The 14967-nt window shown below is 69.0% G+C and carries 14 protein-coding genes and 1 riboswitch; of the genes, 6 read left to right on the forward strand and 8 right to left on the reverse strand.

Features of this window, described 5'->3' with window-relative positions; all coding sequences use genetic code 11:
- Positions 1–2 precede the first annotated feature (2 nt).
- The 3 genes from ON33_RS22490 to ON33_RS22500 form a co-directional block, all read right to left on the reverse strand.
- Positions 3–1160 carry an alkane 1-monooxygenase gene (locus tag ON33_RS22490; RefSeq protein WP_040861031.1) on the reverse strand — a complete coding sequence of 386 codons (1158 nt, stop codon included), beginning with the start codon at positions 1158–1160 and terminating at the stop codon, positions 3–5.
- A gap of 192 nt (positions 1161–1352) precedes the next feature.
- Positions 1353–2066: a response regulator gene (locus tag ON33_RS22495; RefSeq protein ID WP_040861032.1), complete on the reverse strand. Its 714-nt coding sequence runs from the start codon at positions 2064–2066 to the stop codon at positions 1353–1355.
- Positions 2063–3619 carry a sensor histidine kinase gene (locus ON33_RS22500; RefSeq protein ID WP_040861033.1) on the reverse strand — a complete coding sequence of 519 codons (1557 nt, stop codon included), beginning with the start codon at positions 3617–3619 and terminating at the stop codon, positions 2063–2065. The genes ON33_RS22495 and ON33_RS22500 overlap by 4 nt, the downstream gene beginning before the upstream one ends.
- Before the next feature lie 130 nt (positions 3620–3749).
- On the opposite strand from ON33_RS22500, the gene ON33_RS22505 reads away from it, so the two are divergent.
- The gene (locus tag ON33_RS22505; RefSeq protein WP_040861034.1) at positions 3750–5114 is read left to right on the forward strand and encodes a cation:dicarboxylate symporter family transporter; all 1365 of its coding nucleotides are present in this window, start codon (positions 3750–3752) and stop codon (positions 5112–5114) included.
- Between the two features lie 129 nt (positions 5115–5243).
- Here ON33_RS22505 and ON33_RS22510 read toward each other — a convergent pair whose 3' ends face one another.
- The 4 genes from ON33_RS22510 to cofD all read right to left on the reverse strand — a co-directional run bounded on the left by ON33_RS22510 (position 5244) and on the right by cofD (position 8825).
- Entirely contained in the window at positions 5244–5690 is a 447-nt protein-coding gene (locus tag ON33_RS22510) for a 6,7-dimethyl-8-ribityllumazine synthase (protein ID WP_051152650.1), read from the reverse strand.
- A 76-nt stretch (positions 5691–5766) separates the two neighbouring features.
- Positions 5767–5937, reverse strand: a riboswitch (FMN riboswitch).
- A 52-nt stretch (positions 5938–5989) separates the two neighbouring features.
- Positions 5990–6508 (reverse strand): NUDIX hydrolase, encoded by a 519-nt coding sequence (locus ON33_RS22515; RefSeq protein WP_040861036.1) that lies wholly within the window; start codon positions 6506–6508, stop codon positions 5990–5992.
- Complete coding sequence (locus tag ON33_RS22520; RefSeq protein ID WP_040861037.1) at positions 6505–7869, reverse strand: coenzyme F420-0:L-glutamate ligase; 1365 nt, start codon at positions 7867–7869, stop codon at positions 6505–6507. Before ON33_RS22520 ends, ON33_RS22515 begins: the two co-directional genes overlap by 4 nt.
- On the reverse strand, positions 7866–8825 hold the full coding sequence (gene cofD / locus ON33_RS22525) for a 2-phospho-L-lactate transferase (RefSeq protein ID WP_040861058.1): 960 nt from the start codon (positions 8823–8825) through the stop codon (positions 7866–7868). Before cofD ends, ON33_RS22520 begins: the two co-directional genes overlap by 4 nt.
- A gap of 599 nt (positions 8826–9424) precedes the next feature.
- Here cofD and ON33_RS38430 point away from each other — a divergent pair.
- The gene (locus ON33_RS38430) at positions 9425–9685 is read left to right on the forward strand and encodes a WhiB family transcriptional regulator (RefSeq protein ID WP_169336834.1); all 261 of its coding nucleotides are present in this window, start codon (positions 9425–9427) and stop codon (positions 9683–9685) included.
- Between the two features lie 181 nt (positions 9686–9866).
- Here ON33_RS38430 and ON33_RS22535 read toward each other — a convergent pair whose 3' ends face one another.
- Positions 9867–10346: a metallopeptidase family protein gene (locus ON33_RS22535; RefSeq protein WP_218001493.1), complete on the reverse strand. Its 480-nt coding sequence runs from the start codon at positions 10344–10346 to the stop codon at positions 9867–9869.
- 196 nt (positions 10347–10542) lie between these two features.
- Here ON33_RS22535 and ON33_RS22540 point away from each other — a divergent pair, with 196 nt between their 5' ends.
- From ON33_RS22540 to manA, 4 genes are all read left to right on the forward strand, one after another.
- A complete protein-coding gene (locus ON33_RS22540; RefSeq protein ID WP_040861060.1) occupies positions 10543–10932 on the forward strand; it encodes a DUF3499 domain-containing protein in 390 nt (129 codons plus the stop codon).
- 103 nt (positions 10933–11035) lie between these two features.
- A complete protein-coding gene (locus ON33_RS22545) occupies positions 11036–12412 on the forward strand; it encodes a phosphomannomutase/phosphoglucomutase (protein WP_040861039.1) in 1377 nt (458 codons plus the stop codon).
- A gap of 73 nt (positions 12413–12485) precedes the next feature.
- Positions 12486–13673: an SIS domain-containing protein gene (locus ON33_RS22550; protein ID WP_040861040.1), complete on the forward strand. Its 1188-nt coding sequence runs from the start codon at positions 12486–12488 to the stop codon at positions 13671–13673.
- The gene (gene manA, locus ON33_RS22555) at positions 13673–14935 is read left to right on the forward strand and encodes a mannose-6-phosphate isomerase, class I (RefSeq protein WP_051152652.1); all 1263 of its coding nucleotides are present in this window, start codon (positions 13673–13675) and stop codon (positions 14933–14935) included. Before ON33_RS22550 ends, manA begins: the two co-directional genes overlap by 1 nt.
- Positions 14936–14967 lie beyond the last annotated feature (32 nt).

A 14967-nucleotide genomic window follows, 5' to 3' on the forward strand; every position in this document is an offset into this window, starting at 1 on the left:
CCCTACGCGGCGGCCGGGTAGTCGTACTCGGCGAGGATGCGCTCGCGCTTGCGGGGTTGGATATTGGCCCGGCTCAGATCGCCCCCGTAGTGAGCGAGCAGGCGCGGATCCATCACGGCGCGCCACAGCGGCGGGAACAGGGCCAGCAGAATCATGGTGGCGTAGCCCGCGGGAAGCTGCGGAGCCTCCTCGGAGGTGCGCAGCGTCTGGTACCGGCGTCCCGGATTGGCGTGGTGGTCGCTGTGCCGCTGCAGGTGGAACAGGAAGATATTGGTGACCAGCCGGTCACTGTTCCAGCTGTCGCGCGGCGAGCAGCGGGCCCAGTTGCCGTTGGGCCGCTTGCGCCGCAGCAGGCCGTAATGCTCTACGTAGTTGACGGTTTCGAGCAGTGCCGCGCCGATCACGGCCTGCAGCAACAGGTACGGCAGGATGCGCCAGCCGTAGACGGCCATGAGCGCGCCGAACAGCACGACGGTCATAGCCCACGCCTGCAGGATGTGATTGCCGACACTGAACCAGCGGCGGCCTTTTCGCCGCAGGCGCTCGCCTTCCAGCTGGATTGCCGAGCGGAAACCGCCGATCACACTGCGCGGCAGGAACTCCCACAGCGTCTCGCCCATGCGCGCGCTGGCCGGATCATCCGGCGTCGCGACCCGCGCGTGGTGCCCCTTGTTGTGCTCGACGAAGAAGTGCCCGTAAGCCGACTGGGCCAGCGCCATTTTCGACAGCCAGCGTTCCAGGCGCTCGACCCGGTGGCCGAGTTCGTGGGCGGCGTTGATGCCGATGCCGCTGACGAAACCGAGGGTGGTGGCCAGCCCGAGTTTGTCGATCACCGACAGCGCGTCACCGGCCCACATGTAGGCGGCGATGATCAGACCGACCACCTGGATCGGCAGGAACATATAGGTGCACCACCGGTAGTACCGGTCGTTCGAGAGTAATTCGTAGTCCTCGTCGCGCGGATTGGTGCCGTCTTCCCCGACAACCCAGTCCAGCACCGGAATCACGATCAGAATGATGATCGGCCCGATCCACCAGAACACCTCGAGCTTGGTATGCAGCACCAGCTGTGAGGGCAATAACGCGCACCCCGGCGCGATCAAACCGAGCACCCACAGGTGCCGTTTCGGATCCGGCGAACCCAACCGTTTGCCGACCATTTGCACGTTTGCCCCGCTAATCCATACCTCGAAGAACTTCGCAGCTACATATCTTGGAACCTAGTCCCTGTTACAGCACCTGGTCGGACCGAAAGGTGGGCACCGTTACATCATGAGCAGTCGGTTCTACCGCAACCGACCGTGTGGTTCCCGTCACCGGCCCGCGCGCGCAAATCGGTGGCGACGCCGGGCTCAGCGCAACCACACGTATCGGACCTGCGGGCGCCCGGTCCGACCGTAGTCGGTGCGCCGCTCCACCACGCCGTCTTCGGCCATCCGCTCCAGGTACCGCCACGCCGTCACCCGCGACACCCCCACCGCACGGCCGGCCTCACCCGCGGACAGACCGTCCGGCGCGGCCCGCACCGCGCGCGACACCTCGTCCATCGTCTGCGGCGCAATGCCTTTCGGTGACGTGGGCCGCTGGTCCGGAGTACGCAGCACCCCGAAGGCGCGATCGATGTCCTGCTGCGAGACCGCCGACTCCCCGGCCGGCAGCGCCGCCCGGTACTCCAGGTAGCGGTCCAACTTCTCGCGGAAGGCCGCAAAGGTGAAGGGCTTCAACAGATACAGCACCACGCCGTGCGAGACGGCCGAGCGCACCATGGCCAGATCGCGCGCCGAGGTGACGGCGATGACGTCCGGCCGCGGCCGCAGCCCCGCCAGCGCCGCCGCGACGGCCAGCCCGCTCATATCCGGCAAGCCGATATCCATCAACACCAAATCGACGGGGACGCCGGCAGATTGTGACCTTTTCGCGATCGAGATGGCGTCGCGACCGGTGTGCGCCACCGCGATCACCGTGAAGCCGGGCACCCGTTCGACGTAAGAGCGGTGTGCCGCAGCGATTTTCGGCTCGTCCTCGACGATCAGCACGCGGATCGCCGATGGGGGGGTGGCGTTCATCGCGAAAACCTCACGATCACCGCTGATTCCGGTTCCCGCCGCGCCCGCAACTCGCCGGCATGCCTGGCGACCAACCGGCGTACCAGGGCCAGCCCCAGCCCGTGATGGTCGGTCTTGGTGGAATACCCGCGTTCGGTGGCGCGCGTGAACAGCTCCTCCGACATGCCGGGGCCGCTGTCGGCCACCCGGACGTACAGCTCCGGCCCATCGCGGCGCACTGTCACCTCCACCCACGCGTCCTCGTCGTGCCCGACCTCGTCGAGGGCGTTGTCTATGAGATTGCCCAGCAGCGTGACCATCTCGTGCGGGGTCAGCGGGTCGGTGGTGTCGAGCTGCGTGTCACCGGTGACGGTCAGCTCCACCCCGTTCTCCGCCGCCTGCTCCACCTTGCCCAGCAGCAGCGCCACCACCGCGGGTTCGGCCACCGCGCCGGCGAGCCGGTCGATGAGGGCCTGCGACAGTTCGAGTTCCGCGGTCGCGAAGTTCACCGCCTCGCGCGGGCGGCCCAGCTCCACCATGGTGACCACGGTGTGCAGCCGGTTGGCGGCCTCGTGCGCCTGAGCGCGCAGCGATTCGGCGAAGCCGCGCACCGAGTCCAATTCGCCCAGCACGTCCCGCAATTCGGTGTGGTCACGCAGCGTCATCACGGTGCCGATGCGGCGTCCGGCGTGCTCCACCACGTCCTGGTTGACCACCAGCACCCGATCGGCGGTCACGTGCATCTCGTCGCGCACCACGCCGGTCCCCGTGCGCTGCAACGACACCGGCAGTTCGGCGCGCGTGATCGGCCCGTCGGGCAGATCGAGCAGCAGCCGTGCCTGATCGTTGACCACCTCGGCGCGCTCGCCGGACCGGTCGAACACCAGCAGCCCCTCGTGGATCGAGTGCAGCACCGCGTCGTGATGCTCGTACAGGGCGCGCAGTTCGGCCGGGCCGAGCCCGTGCGTCTGCCGTAACAGCCTGCGCCGCAACAACAACGAACTCATCATGGCCAGCGCCAGACCGCCGGCCGCCGCGGCCACGATGAGCGGCAGCTGGGCGCGGACCTGCTCGCCGATATGGGTGCGGGTGACGCCCGCGGACACCAGCGCCACGATGCGGCCGTCGGTATCGCGCACCGGGGTGACCGCGCGGATCGACGGGCCCAGGGTGCCCGTGAAGGTCTCGGTGAAGGTCTCCCCCGCCAGCGCGCGATCGATGGTGCCGCTGAACGGCTTTCCGATCCGGTCGGTCTCGGTGTGGGTGTAGCGCGTCCGGTCGGGGGCCATCACCACGATGAAGTCCATGCCGGTCGCCTTGCGGATCGCCTCGGTCACCGGCTGCAGCGCGGCGGTCGGATCCGGGCTCCGCACCCCGGCCGACGTGGAGGGCGATTGCGCCACCGCGACCGCGGTATCGATGACCTCCGCCCGGGTGGCGTCGTCCTGCACCCGGCGGGTCTGCAGGAAGGCCAGCACCGACGCGGCGGCGATCACCACCGCGAGCACCAGCACCTGCACCACGAACACCTGCCCGGCCAGCGTACGGCGGGCCCGGGTTCTTCGACCTCTCACGATTCCTCCGGGTACTCCATGAACATAATTTACGAAACAGTGACCCGCGTCACTCTCCGGATCATGATTCTCTCCGACCCCCCGCGTGGAGCACACGTCATGCGGGACATGATCCGGAGGCACCAGCGAGATGAGTGACACGACAACACGACAGCGCCGTGACCGTACCCACTGGCTCTATCTGGCGGTCATCGTGGCCGTCGTCGCCGGCGTCCTGGTCGGCTGGCTGGCCCCGGGCGTCGGCAAGAGCGTCGGCGAACTCGGCACGCTCTTCGTGAACCTCATCAAGATGATGATCGCCCCGGTCATCTTCTGCACCATCGTGCTCGGCATCGGCTCGGTACGCGCGGCCGCCAAGGTCGGCAAGGTCGGCGGCCTGGCCATCGGCTACTTCCTGATCATGTCCACGGTGGCACTGGCCATCGGCCTGCTGGTCGGCAATCTGCTGCATCCGGGTTCGGGCCTGAACGTGGCCGCCCACGCGAAGGAGATCACCAAGTACGCCACCGACGCCAAGGCGGCCGGGGGCACCTGGCAGTTCCTCGAGGACATCGTGCCGACCACGCTGTTGTCCTCGCTCACCTCGGGCAAGGTGCTGCAGGCGCTGTTCGTGGCGCTGCTGGTCGGCTTCGGTCTCCAGGCCATGGGCTCGGCGGGCGAACCGATCCTGCGTGGCGTGGCCTCGGTGCAGAAGCTGGTGTTCCGGATTCTCACCATGATCCTGTGGCTGGCCCCGATCGGCGCGTTCGGCGCCATGGCGAATGTGGTGGCGCGGACCGGACTCGACGCGGTCAAGCAGCTGGCGCTGCTGATGGTGGCCTTCTATCTCACCTGCGTGGTGTTCATCTTCGGTGTGCTCGGCCTGCTGCTGCGGCTGGCCGCCGGGACTTCCATCTTCAAGCTGGTGCGCTACCTGGCCCGCGAGTACCTGCTGATCTTCGCCACCTCGTCCTCGGAATCGGCGCTGCCGCGGCTCATCGCCAAGATGGAGCACGTCGGCGTGGACCGCACCACCGTGGGTGTGGTTGTCCCGACCGGGTATTCGTTCAATCTCGACGGCACCGCCATCTACCTGACCATGGCCACGCTGTTCGTGGCCGACGCCATGGGCAAGCCGCTGGCCTGGCACGAGCAGATCGGGCTGCTGCTGTTCATGATCGTGGCCTCCAAGGGCGCGGCGGGTGTCACCGGCGCGGGCCTGGCCACGCTGGCCGGCGGCCTGCAGAGCCATCGCCCGGAACTGCTGGACGGCGTCGGCCTGATCGTCGGCATCGACCGGTTCATGTCGGAAGCCCGTGCGCTGACCAACTTCTCGGGCAATGCGGTCGCCACGTTGCTGATCGGCACCTGGACCCACACCATCGACCCGGACCGCGTGCGCGCGGTGCTGGATCGCGAGATCCCCTTCGACGAGCAGACCATGGTCGACGGCCACGCCGCACCCGTCGCCCCCGAGGACAAGGGCTCGCCGGAGAAAGACCTGGTTCCCGCCTGAACCCAACCCCCAGGCGGAACCCGGACCGTCGGCGCGTTCTCCCCCCGTACGCGCGGACGGAACCCGCACCCTGCCCGCACACCCGGCCCCGCCTCCGGGCCGTGCGGGCAGGGTCTCCCCTTTGTCTATCTAGGCGCTGACGGTGTCGAGGGCCAGGGTGGCGGCGATGGCGTTGGCCAACTCCGCGCCCTTGACCTCGAAATGCCGTGCGAAATAGGCCAGGTGCTCGCCGTGCTCATGGAAGTGGTGCGGGGTAAGCACGGCCGAGAACACCGGCACATCGGTGTCGAGCTGCACCCGCATGAGCGCCTCGACGACGGTCGAGGCCACGAAGTCGTGCCGGTAGATGCCGCCGTCCACCACGAGCGCGCAGCCCGCGACCGCGGCGTAGTCGCCACTGGCGGCCAAACGCTTGGCCTGCAGCGGGATTTCGAACGCGCCGGGCACCTCGATCACGTCGACCTCGGTGTAGCCGTGCTCGAGCAGCCCGGTCCGGCAGGATTCGACGGCCTTGTCGACGATGTCGCTGTGCCAGCGCGCGGCGACGAGGGCGATCCGAGAGGGAGTGGGTGACATGGGGATTCCTCCTGTTCGCGATGTCACCCAGGGCAAGACGCGAACAGGCCCGTCCAGCGGTGCGGACGTGCCGGTGCCGCGTTCTCTTTCATCCGGACTGTGACCGTCGGCTCCGGGGTCACACCGGAATCTGCTCGACCCACACTGCCGAAGAGAGACACTGTGGCGCTCGCGGGCTCGTGCGCTCCGGATCGGTCCGGATGCCATTACCGCCGGTGGGGAATTCCACCCCGCCCTGAGAACGTGTACGTAGCGGACAGTAACACGGGGATTCCGGCAGGCGGAACCCCCGTGACCGGTCAGCGCACCAGCACGTCGGAATCCGCGGGCAGCCCGTCCACGGGCCACCAGCGCAGGTCGGTCGACTCCGAACTGCGCACCGGCACAGCGCCTTCCGGCGCCTTGATCTTGAACAGCAGGTCCAGGTGCCGGGTGGGCGCGCCCAGCGAGCAGGTGATGGGATGCGCCTGCGCGCCGTAGAGGCCGGGCTCGAGCACCAGACCGTCGATGCCGGACTCCTCGGTCGCCTCGCGGAAGGCGGCCGCCGCGACCGAATCGTCGTATTCCTCGCAGTGCCCGCCCAACTGGATCCACCGGCCCACCCGCGGGTGCAGCGTCAGCAGCACCTCGCGCTCGTCGTGGGAGAACACGATGGCCGAGGCGGTGATGTGCCCGGCCGCGTGCTCGCGCAGGCAGCCGCGCGGCGCGGAACCCAGGAAGGCCAGCATGGCCTCCCGGATCGAGCATTCCGGACCGGTCGCCGGGGACCAGGTCTCCAGCAGTTCGGTCGCCGATTTGCGCAATGACTCCGCGCTCACAGTTCGACCAGTCCGAGGCCGGGTTCGCGGGCCTCGCGCGCGGCGAGCTCCTCGAGCGGATATCCGACGGCGATGGCGCCCAGTGGATTCCAGTCCGCCGCCAGGCCCAGCACGTCGCGGGTGATCTCGGGCGCGAAGATGGTCGACCCGATCCAGCAGCTGCCCACGCCGCGCACGGCCAGCGAGACCAGCAGGCCCTGCACGGCCGCGCCGGCCGCGACGGTGAACATGGTCTTCTCGGCCGCGCGACGCCGCTCGTCCGGATAGTCGTGCGCGCCGTCGGGCACGCAGAACGGGATGATCACCTCGGGGGCGTCGAAGAGGATCTGCCCGCGGGCGACCCGCTTCTCGACGCTCTCCGGCGTGCGGCCGTCACCGCTGAGGTCCTCGCGCCACTTGTCGGCCATTGCCTCGAGCAGCTGGTCCCGCAGCCCCCGCTTGCGCAGCCAGACGAACCGCACCGGCCGGGTGTGGTGCGGCGCGGGCGCGGTGAGCCCGGCGGCCACGGCCCGGCGAATGAGCTCCGGCGGCACCGGAGTCTCGGCGAACCGGCGTACCGAACGCCGCAGCGGCACCGCCTGTTTGCGGCCGAGCTCGACCGATTCCTCGGTGCCGAGCCAGAACAGGTCGTCCTCGCCGCGCCGGAGCAGATCGCCGGCGGTGGAGCCGTCGTCGGTGTAGTCGAGCCCGCGCACCACCGCGACCGGGACGCCGCCCAGCTTGCCCTTCACCAGGTCCGCGGCCGCGGCCAGCTCGTCGGCCACCGCGACCAGGGTGACGTGCAGTTCATTGCCCTGCCCGTCGACCGCGCCGTCGTAGTTGTGCAGCACCCGGATGCCGGCGGACCCGATGGCGGCGTCGGTCTGGCCGTTGCGCCAGGCCCGGCCCATGGTGTCGGTGATGACCACGGCCACCTGCACGCCGAGCCGCTCGGCCAGCGCGGTGCGCAGCGCCTTGGCGCTGGCGTCCGGATCGACCGGAAGCAGAACAAGTTCCCCCTGTTCCACATTCGAGCCGTCGACGCCGGAGGCTGCCTGCACGATGCCGAGCCGATTCTCGGTGATGAGGGTGCGGTTCTTGCGGGCGAGCACCCGCACCGACTCCTCGAGCACCAGGCGCCGGCGCGCGGCGTCGCGCTCCTCGGGGTCGGCGGGCACGCTCACGATGCGGCCCTCGGCCTTGGAGACGATCTTGCTGGTCACCACGAGCACGTCGCCGTCCTGAAGCCAGGGCGCCTGTGCCGCGATGGCTTCGGCGACATCGTCGCCCGGACGGAATTCCGGCAGGCCCGGAACGGGCAGGATGCGCAGTTCGCCGCCGGCGGCGTGGTCGCCGAGCACGTCGATGGAATCCGTTGTCACGGTTTGACTCCCGCGATGTCGAGGGCCTCACGAACCATGTCGGCGGTCGCGGACGGGTCGGTCATGAGCAGCGGCACGCTCCGGACTTCGACGCCCGGGATGTCGGCGGTGTCGCCGGTGTGGACGAGCCAGCCGTCGAGGATGCCGGTGCCCGAGCGCGCGCCGTAGTGATTGCCGACGGCTTCGGCGGTGGTCTCCACGCCGATCACCGACAGGCACTCATCGGCCATGCCGCGCAACGGCTTTCCGCCGATCACCGGAGACAGGCCGATCACCTTGGCGTTCGTGGTGCGCAGTGCGCCCCGGATGCCGGGCACCGAGAGAATGGCGCCGACGCTCACGACCGGGTTCGACGGAGCGAGCAGGATCACATCCGCTGAATCTATGATTTCTGTCACACCTGGAGCTGGTTTTGCAGTATCTGCCCCAATAGTCACGAATCCATGGGTCTCTACGTTCGCCTTGTATCGAACCCACCACTCTTGGAAATGGATCGCGCGACGTTCGCCAGGCTTCTCCGGGTCACCGATAACGACATGTGTTTCGCACCGGTCGTCGGTTGCCGGAAGCAGTTTCACACCCGGCTGCCACCGGTTGCAGAGCGCCTCGGTGACCGCCGAGAGCGGATATCCCTGACGCAGCATTTCGGTGCGGATGAGATGCGTGGCGATATCGCGATCCCCCAGCCCGAACCAATCGGGCTGTGCGTTGTATTTCGCCAGCTCCTCCTTGGCGTTCCAGGTCTCGTTCGCGTGCCCCCAGCCCCGTTCGGGGTCGATGCCGCCACCCAGGGTGTACATGCAGGTGTCCAGGTCAGGACAGATGCGCAGCCCGTGCATCCAGACGTCGTCGCCGACATTGACGATGGCCGTGGTGTCGGCTCCGGGCAGCAGTTCGCGCACCCCCATGAGGAACCGCGCGCCGCCGACTCCGCCGACCAGGACGGCGATCCGCAGGCCGGTGCCGGGCGCGGTGTCCGCTTGTTCTCGAGTCACATCCGCACAGCCTATGCGTTCGCGGCGGGAAGCCGCCCCGCAGCTCATTTGCTGCGAATTTGCTATTTGAACTGCGGGAACGCGTCTCAACGGGGTCGAAGATGGTAACGGAATCGCTTCGGCAGCTTGACCATCGCCGCTCCCGGCGTGTCTAATCACAGGCATGTCATTCCGGGTCCGCGTGAGAGTGCAAGGCGCGGACGGGTTTTCGAACAGGTGTTCGCACCGGAGTGGCGCCAAGCTCGGGGATGGCCGCGGGACTACGTCGCGGTGTTGGGCCGTCGGTGGGATCGGCTCCGACGGATTAATCATTCTGCGCTAACACACAGTGAGGAGGCGGAGCGATGGCCGATGAGCTGGCCCCGTCAGGCATTCCGGGCGGTGTATCGCAAACCGATTCCACGACTGGCGCAGCACCTGGTTTCTGCGCCGACGATCGGAACGGATACGAGGGGGGTGAACCGATGACGACTGCGCGGCCGGGGGGCGGACAGTGGGCGCGAGCCGCCTACCAGCCCGAACCACCGCGGCTGAGCCTGATCGTCACCGGTGCCGAAGAAATGTACGACACCTTCTCGCGCGGTGGTCGCATGATGACCGAGGCCGAACAGTGGCAGGAACGGGCCCTGTGCGCCCAGACCGACCCGGAGGCGTTCTTCCCGGAGAAGGGCGGCTCCACCCGCGAGGCCAAGCGCATCTGCATGGGCTGCGAGGTGCGCGACGAGTGCCTCGAATACGCCCTCGCCAACGACGAGCGCTTCGGCATCTGGGGCGGGCTCTCGGAGCGGGAGCGCCGCCGCCTCAAGCGCGGCATCATCTGACAGCGGCGTTCTCCGCCTCCCCGGGCCTCCAGTGGACGGCCCAGGAGCCGCTGGCCGCTGGCAACCCATGCCGGCGGTTCGGGTGCCCACACCGCTGTGGATGTACCCGACGAGTTTCCCCGAGCTCACGAAATCAGTTGTTACGAAACATAGTTCGGGGGGTAGGAAGGCAGGGCTCTGACTACTCGGGGTCGGGATCGATGATGTCGGGTTCCACGCCCAAGTAGGTGGCGATCTGTTGCACGAGCACCTCGCGCAGCAGGTCGACCAGATCGTCCGGGTCTCCCGCGCGTAGCTCCAAGGGCTTGCGGAACAGGACGACCCGGGCCCGGGTGGCCATCCCGTAGCGGTCCACGCCGGCCGGGATCAGGCGTGAGAGCGGCACCGGGCCGTCGGCCACCACCTCTTCCGGCCAGGTGACCGAATCCGGGTGCAGCGGACGGATTTTCGGCACGTCGTCGACCGCGATGTCGAGCTTGGTGAGCTGCTCGTGCCAGCGGCTCTCCAGCGGCGCGAAGGCCTCCAGCACCAGGCGGTCGAACTCCTGGCCGCGCGTGCGCCGGGCGGGCACCGTCGGCGGCAGCATCGGCCCGCGCACACCCCGCCCGCGGCGGATGACCGACCGCGCGGTGGGCGGCCGCCTCTTACGTGAACGGGTCATACCTTGAATCTAACCCTTGCCCCGGGCGGCCGTGCGCAGGCGGCTCGCCCGGCCGGAAGGCCGGTGCGGCGACGCGCCCGCGGCGCGAAAGCGCACTGCTACCCGAGGCCCTTGTGGCACGAGTGAGACGGGCTTCATTGAGCGTGTCTGTGTCCACGAGGGCGTGAGGGGGGTTACCCTGCTTGGCGTGATCCCCATGCGTCGTTGCTGCCGTCCAGGCTGCAAGAACCCGGCCGTCGCGACGCTGACCTATGTGTACTCCGACTCGATGGCAGTCGTGGGTCCGCTGGTCACGGTGGCGGAGCCACACTCCTGGGACCTGTGTGAAACACACGCTTCCCGAATCACCGCGCCGAAGGGATGGGAGTTGGTCCGGCACGAGGGCGGGTTTTCCTCCTCGACACCGGATGACGACGATCTCACCGCGCTCGCCGAGGCCGTCCGAGAGGCCGGATTGCGCCGCCGCACACCGGAACCCGATCCGCGCGGCTACGCCGACTACGCTCCCGCCCCGCAGCGCCCGACTCGTGCGGGTCGCACCGGCAGACGGGGCCATCTACGAGTCCTGCCGGATCCGCCGAACTGACAGCGCACCCTGGGAGCGCTCACCGGACATGGACGGCAGCACTGTCTACGACAACAGCAGCACTGAGTACGACAGCGGGCGGACAGCCATTAGGGTGGGGGCCATGACAGTCGCCCGGTCCGCCGAGTCAGTTCAAGCAGTCATCAAGGCATACGACGTTCGCGGAGTGGTCGGAGAGCAGATCGACGCGGACTTCGTCCGGGACGTCGCCGGTTCCTTCGCCCGGCTGATGCGCGGCGAGGGCGCCCAGCGCCTCGTCATCGGTCACGATATGCGCGACTCCTCACCGGAATTGGCCGCCGCCTTCGCCGACGGCGTGCTCGCCCAGGGTCTCGATGTGGTGCACATCGGCCTGGCCTCCACCGACCAGCTCTACTTCGCCTCCGGCCACCTGGACTGCCCCGGGGCCATGTTCACCGCCAGCCACAATCCCGCCAAGTACAACGGCATCAAGCTGTGCCGTGCCAAGGCGCTGCCGGTCGGTCAGGACACCGGCCTGGCCACCATCACCGATGAGGTCGTCGCCGGCGTTCCCGCCTTCGACGGGCCGCGCGGCACCGAGACCCGCGAGGACCTGCTCTCGGCCTACGCCGACTTCCTGCACAAGCTGGTGGATCTGAGCTCCTCGCGCCCGCTGCGCATCGCGGTGGACGCCGGCAACGGCATGGGCGGCTACACCGTGCCCGCCGTGCTGGGCACGCTGCCGCAGTACACCATCGAACCGCTGTTCTTCGAACTCGACGGCAGCTTCCCCAATCACGAGGCCAATCCGCTGGATCCGAAGAACCTGGTGGATCTGCAGGACCACGTCCGCAAGACCGGCGCCGACCTCGGCCTGGCCTTCGACGGCGACGCCGACCGCTGCTTCGTGGTGGACGAGAAGGGCGACCCGGTCTCCCCGTCGGCCATCACCGGCCTGGTGGCCGAGCGCGAGCTGACCAAGGAGCCGGGCGCGACCGTCATCCACAACCTGATCACCTCCCGCGCGGTGCCGGAGCTGGTGACCGAGCTGGGCGGCACCCCGGTGCGCACCCGGGTCGGTCACTCGTTCATCAAGCAGCAGATGGCGGCCACCGGCGCGATCTTCGGCGGCGAGCACTCGGCGCACTACTACTTCCGCGACTTCTGGGGCGCCGACTCCGGCATGCTCGCGGCCCTGCACGTGCTGGCCGCCCTCGGCGAGAAGGACCGGCCGATGTCGGAACTGGCCTCGGCGTACGCGACGTACGCGGCGTCCGGGGAGATCAACTCGACGGTCGCGGACGCGCAGGAGCGGACCACGGCCGTGCTCGAGGCCTACGGCAAGCGGGCGAAATCGGTCGATCGGCTGGACGGCGTGACCGTGCAGCTGGCCGACGGCGCGTGGTTCAACCTGCGCGCCTCCAACACCGAACCGCTGCTGCGGCTCAATGTCGAAGCGCGATCGCAGGATGAAGTAGACGCACTCGTAACCGAGATCCTGAGCATCGTCCGCGCCTGACTGGAATAGTGGAATCACAGAGCTTGGATTCACCAGCGTCTGGTGACCCGATGAGGGGAGGTGGCAACGCCCGATGATCGCTGGGACACCGGTACTCGACCTCGATGACGTCGCCTCGCTGGAGGCGGCGGACGCCGGAGGCGTCCTGCGCTCCGCCGCGTCGGGGGGAGCCCAGGTAAGGGCAACCGCCGCGGCGCTTTCCGAGGATGCACTGGCCCGACTGACCGATCTGCGGCCGCGCAGTCTGGTCCTGGTGTCGGGCAGCGGGCGCGCCGCACGCGCGGCGTCGCTCCTGATCGCGGCCCTGGGTGATCGCACGAGTATGCCGCTGGTACCGGCGACTTCGATCCCGCCGTGGGTCGGGCCGCTGGACGTGGTGCTGGTGGCGGGCGACGACGCGGGTGATCCGCAGCTTGCCGAATCGATGGACCGTGCACTTCGACGGGGTGCCGAGGTGGTCGTCGCCGCGCCGGACGAGGGACCCATCCGGGCGGCCGCCGCCGGGCGCGCCACCATTCTCGCGCCGCGGGTGCGGGTCCTCGACCAAAACCGTATGCTGCGCTATCTGGCCGCGGGCCTGGCCGTGCTGGCCACCATCGACCCGCACCGCACCACGCCGCTGGTGCCCGAATTGAACGCTCTCGCGGACCTGCTCGACGAAGAGGCGCTGCGCGACGGACCGCAACACGAGACCTTCCACAATCCCGCCAAGACCCTGGCCACCCGCATGCAGCAGCGCAAGCGCCTGGTGCTGGCCGGTGATTCCGGCGCCGCCACCGTGCTCGCCGAGCACGGCGCCGAGGTGCTGCTGGCCACGGCCGGGCACACCGCTACCGCGGTCACGCTCTCGGAAGCAGTTGCGGCGCACGGCCGGCTGGTCGCCGCCGCCGGGATGGCCGCCCCCGGATTCGATCCGCTGTTCCACGACGAGCAGCTGGACGGGCCGGCGCCGGTGGAGCAGGTGCGGGTGTTCGTGGTGAGCGCCGATCCGGACGAGGCGAAGGTGCGCCGGCGACTGGCCGTGTTCGGGTCCGACGCCGGGCTGGTCGACACCGACCTGATCACCGTGGACACCGAGGTGGCCACCGCAGCCACCGTTGCCGCCGAGGCGGAGGGGCGGACCGCGCCCGCTGCCCAGGGTGGTGAGCTGGAAAAGCTTGCGGTACTCGCACTTCGGCTGGAGATGGCGGCCGCCTATCTCCGACTACTCGGTTCCCGCCCGGCCAACGGACCGGGACGCTACGACGGGGGCAATTACTAGTGCACGAACTCGTTGGTGCGCTGCGTTCCTACGCATGGGGTTCGCGCACCGCGCTCGCTCAGCTGTGCGGACGACCCGTCCCCTCCGCGCATCCGGAGGCCGAACTCTGGTTCGGCGCCCACCCCGCCGATCCGGCACGCGTGCAGATCAACGGGCACAGCGAATCCCTGCTGGAGCTGGTCTGCTCCGACCCGCAGCGCGAACTCGGGCCGGTGGCGGGCGAATTCGGCGGACGGCTGCCGTTCCTGCTGAAGATCCTGGCCGCCGAGGAACCGCTCTCGCTGCAGGCGCACCCCAGCATCGAGCAGGCCCGGGCCGGGTTCGCGCGGGAGAACCACAGCGGGGTCGCCATCGACTCCCCCATGCGCAACTACCGCGACGAGAACCACAAGCCCGAACTCGTGGTGGCGCTGGACCGTTTCGAGGCGCTGGCCGGATTCCGCGATCCGCGCCGGACCGTGCGCCTGCTCAACGCCCTCGACGTGCCGGAGCTGAGCCAGTACGCCGAACTGCTTGCCGCCCAGCCCGACTCGGCGGGGCTGCGCACGCTGTTCACCACGTGGATCGCGCTGCCGCAGAGCAGTCTGAGCACGCTGCTGCCGAAGGTGCTCGACGGCTGCGTGCGGTATCTGTCGGAAGCCGGCAGCGGTGGCAAGGATTTCGTGGCCGAGGTGCGCACCGCGCTCGAACTCGCCGAGGCCTATCCCGGCGACGCCGGGGTGCTGGCGGCGCTGCTGCTCAACCGCATCACCCTCGAACCCGGTGAGGGCCTGTTCCTGGATGCCGGGAACCTGCACGCGTACCTGCGCGGGGTGGGCGTGGAGATCATGGCCAACTCCGACAATGTGCTGCGCGGCGGGCTCACGCCCAAGCACGTGGATGTGCCGGAGCTGCTGCGGGTGCTGGACTTCGAGCCGCTGGATCTGCCCGTCATCGAGGCGGAGCGGGTGTCGGACAGCGTATTCCGCTATCACACGCCGGCGCCCGAATTCGGGCTCAGCCGTTTCGAACTGGCCGCGGGCGCCGAGCCGGTGCCGGTGGTGCAGTCGGGGCCGGTGATCGCGCTGGTCACCCACGGGCGGGTGAAGTTGTCCCAGGGCAATCACGAGCTGATCGTGGAACGCGGGCACGCGGCGTGGATCTCGGCCGCGGACGGCGGGATTCGCGCGCAGGCGTTCCCCGCCGCTCCGGGTGACGGTGCCGGAGCCGACGCTGGGGACGGCTCGGCGCAGCTGTTCTGTGCCGCGGTCGGCGAGGAGTGACGTCCGGGCTCTAGTAGGCTCTCCCGGTCAAA

The organism is Nocardia niigatensis NBRC 100131, from assembly GCF_000308655.1.
In the GTDB taxonomy this organism is placed as follows: Bacteria; Actinomycetota; Actinomycetes; order Mycobacteriales; family Mycobacteriaceae; genus Nocardia; species Nocardia niigatensis.

Excerpts from the sequence above, each read along its gene's own strand:
- ON33_RS22490 (WP_040861031.1), bottom strand. The coding sequence starts at position 1,160 with ATGGTCGGCAAACGGTTGGGTTCGCCGGATCCGAAACGGCACCTGTGG.
- ON33_RS22495 (WP_040861032.1), bottom strand. The coding sequence starts at position 2,066 with ATGAACGCCACCCCCCCATCGGCGATCCGCGTGCTGATCGTCGAGGAC.
- ON33_RS22505 (WP_040861034.1), top strand. The coding sequence starts at position 3,750 with ATGAGTGACACGACAACACGACAGCGCCGTGACCGTACCCACTGGCTC.
- ON33_RS22510 (WP_051152650.1), bottom strand. The coding sequence starts at position 5,690 with ATGTCACCCACTCCCTCTCGGATCGCCCTCGTCGCCGCGCGCTGGCAC.
- ON33_RS38430 (WP_169336834.1), top strand. The coding sequence starts at position 9,425 with ATGTACGACACCTTCTCGCGCGGTGGTCGCATGATGACCGAGGCCGAA.
- ON33_RS22535 (WP_218001493.1), bottom strand. The coding sequence starts at position 10,346 with ATGACCCGTTCACGTAAGAGGCGGCCGCCCACCGCGCGGTCGGTCATC.
- ON33_RS22540 (WP_040861060.1), top strand. The coding sequence starts at position 10,543 with ATGCGTCGTTGCTGCCGTCCAGGCTGCAAGAACCCGGCCGTCGCGACG.
- ON33_RS22545 (WP_040861039.1), top strand. The coding sequence starts at position 11,036 with ATGACAGTCGCCCGGTCCGCCGAGTCAGTTCAAGCAGTCATCAAGGCA.
- ON33_RS22550 (WP_040861040.1), top strand. The coding sequence starts at position 12,486 with ATGATCGCTGGGACACCGGTACTCGACCTCGATGACGTCGCCTCGCTG.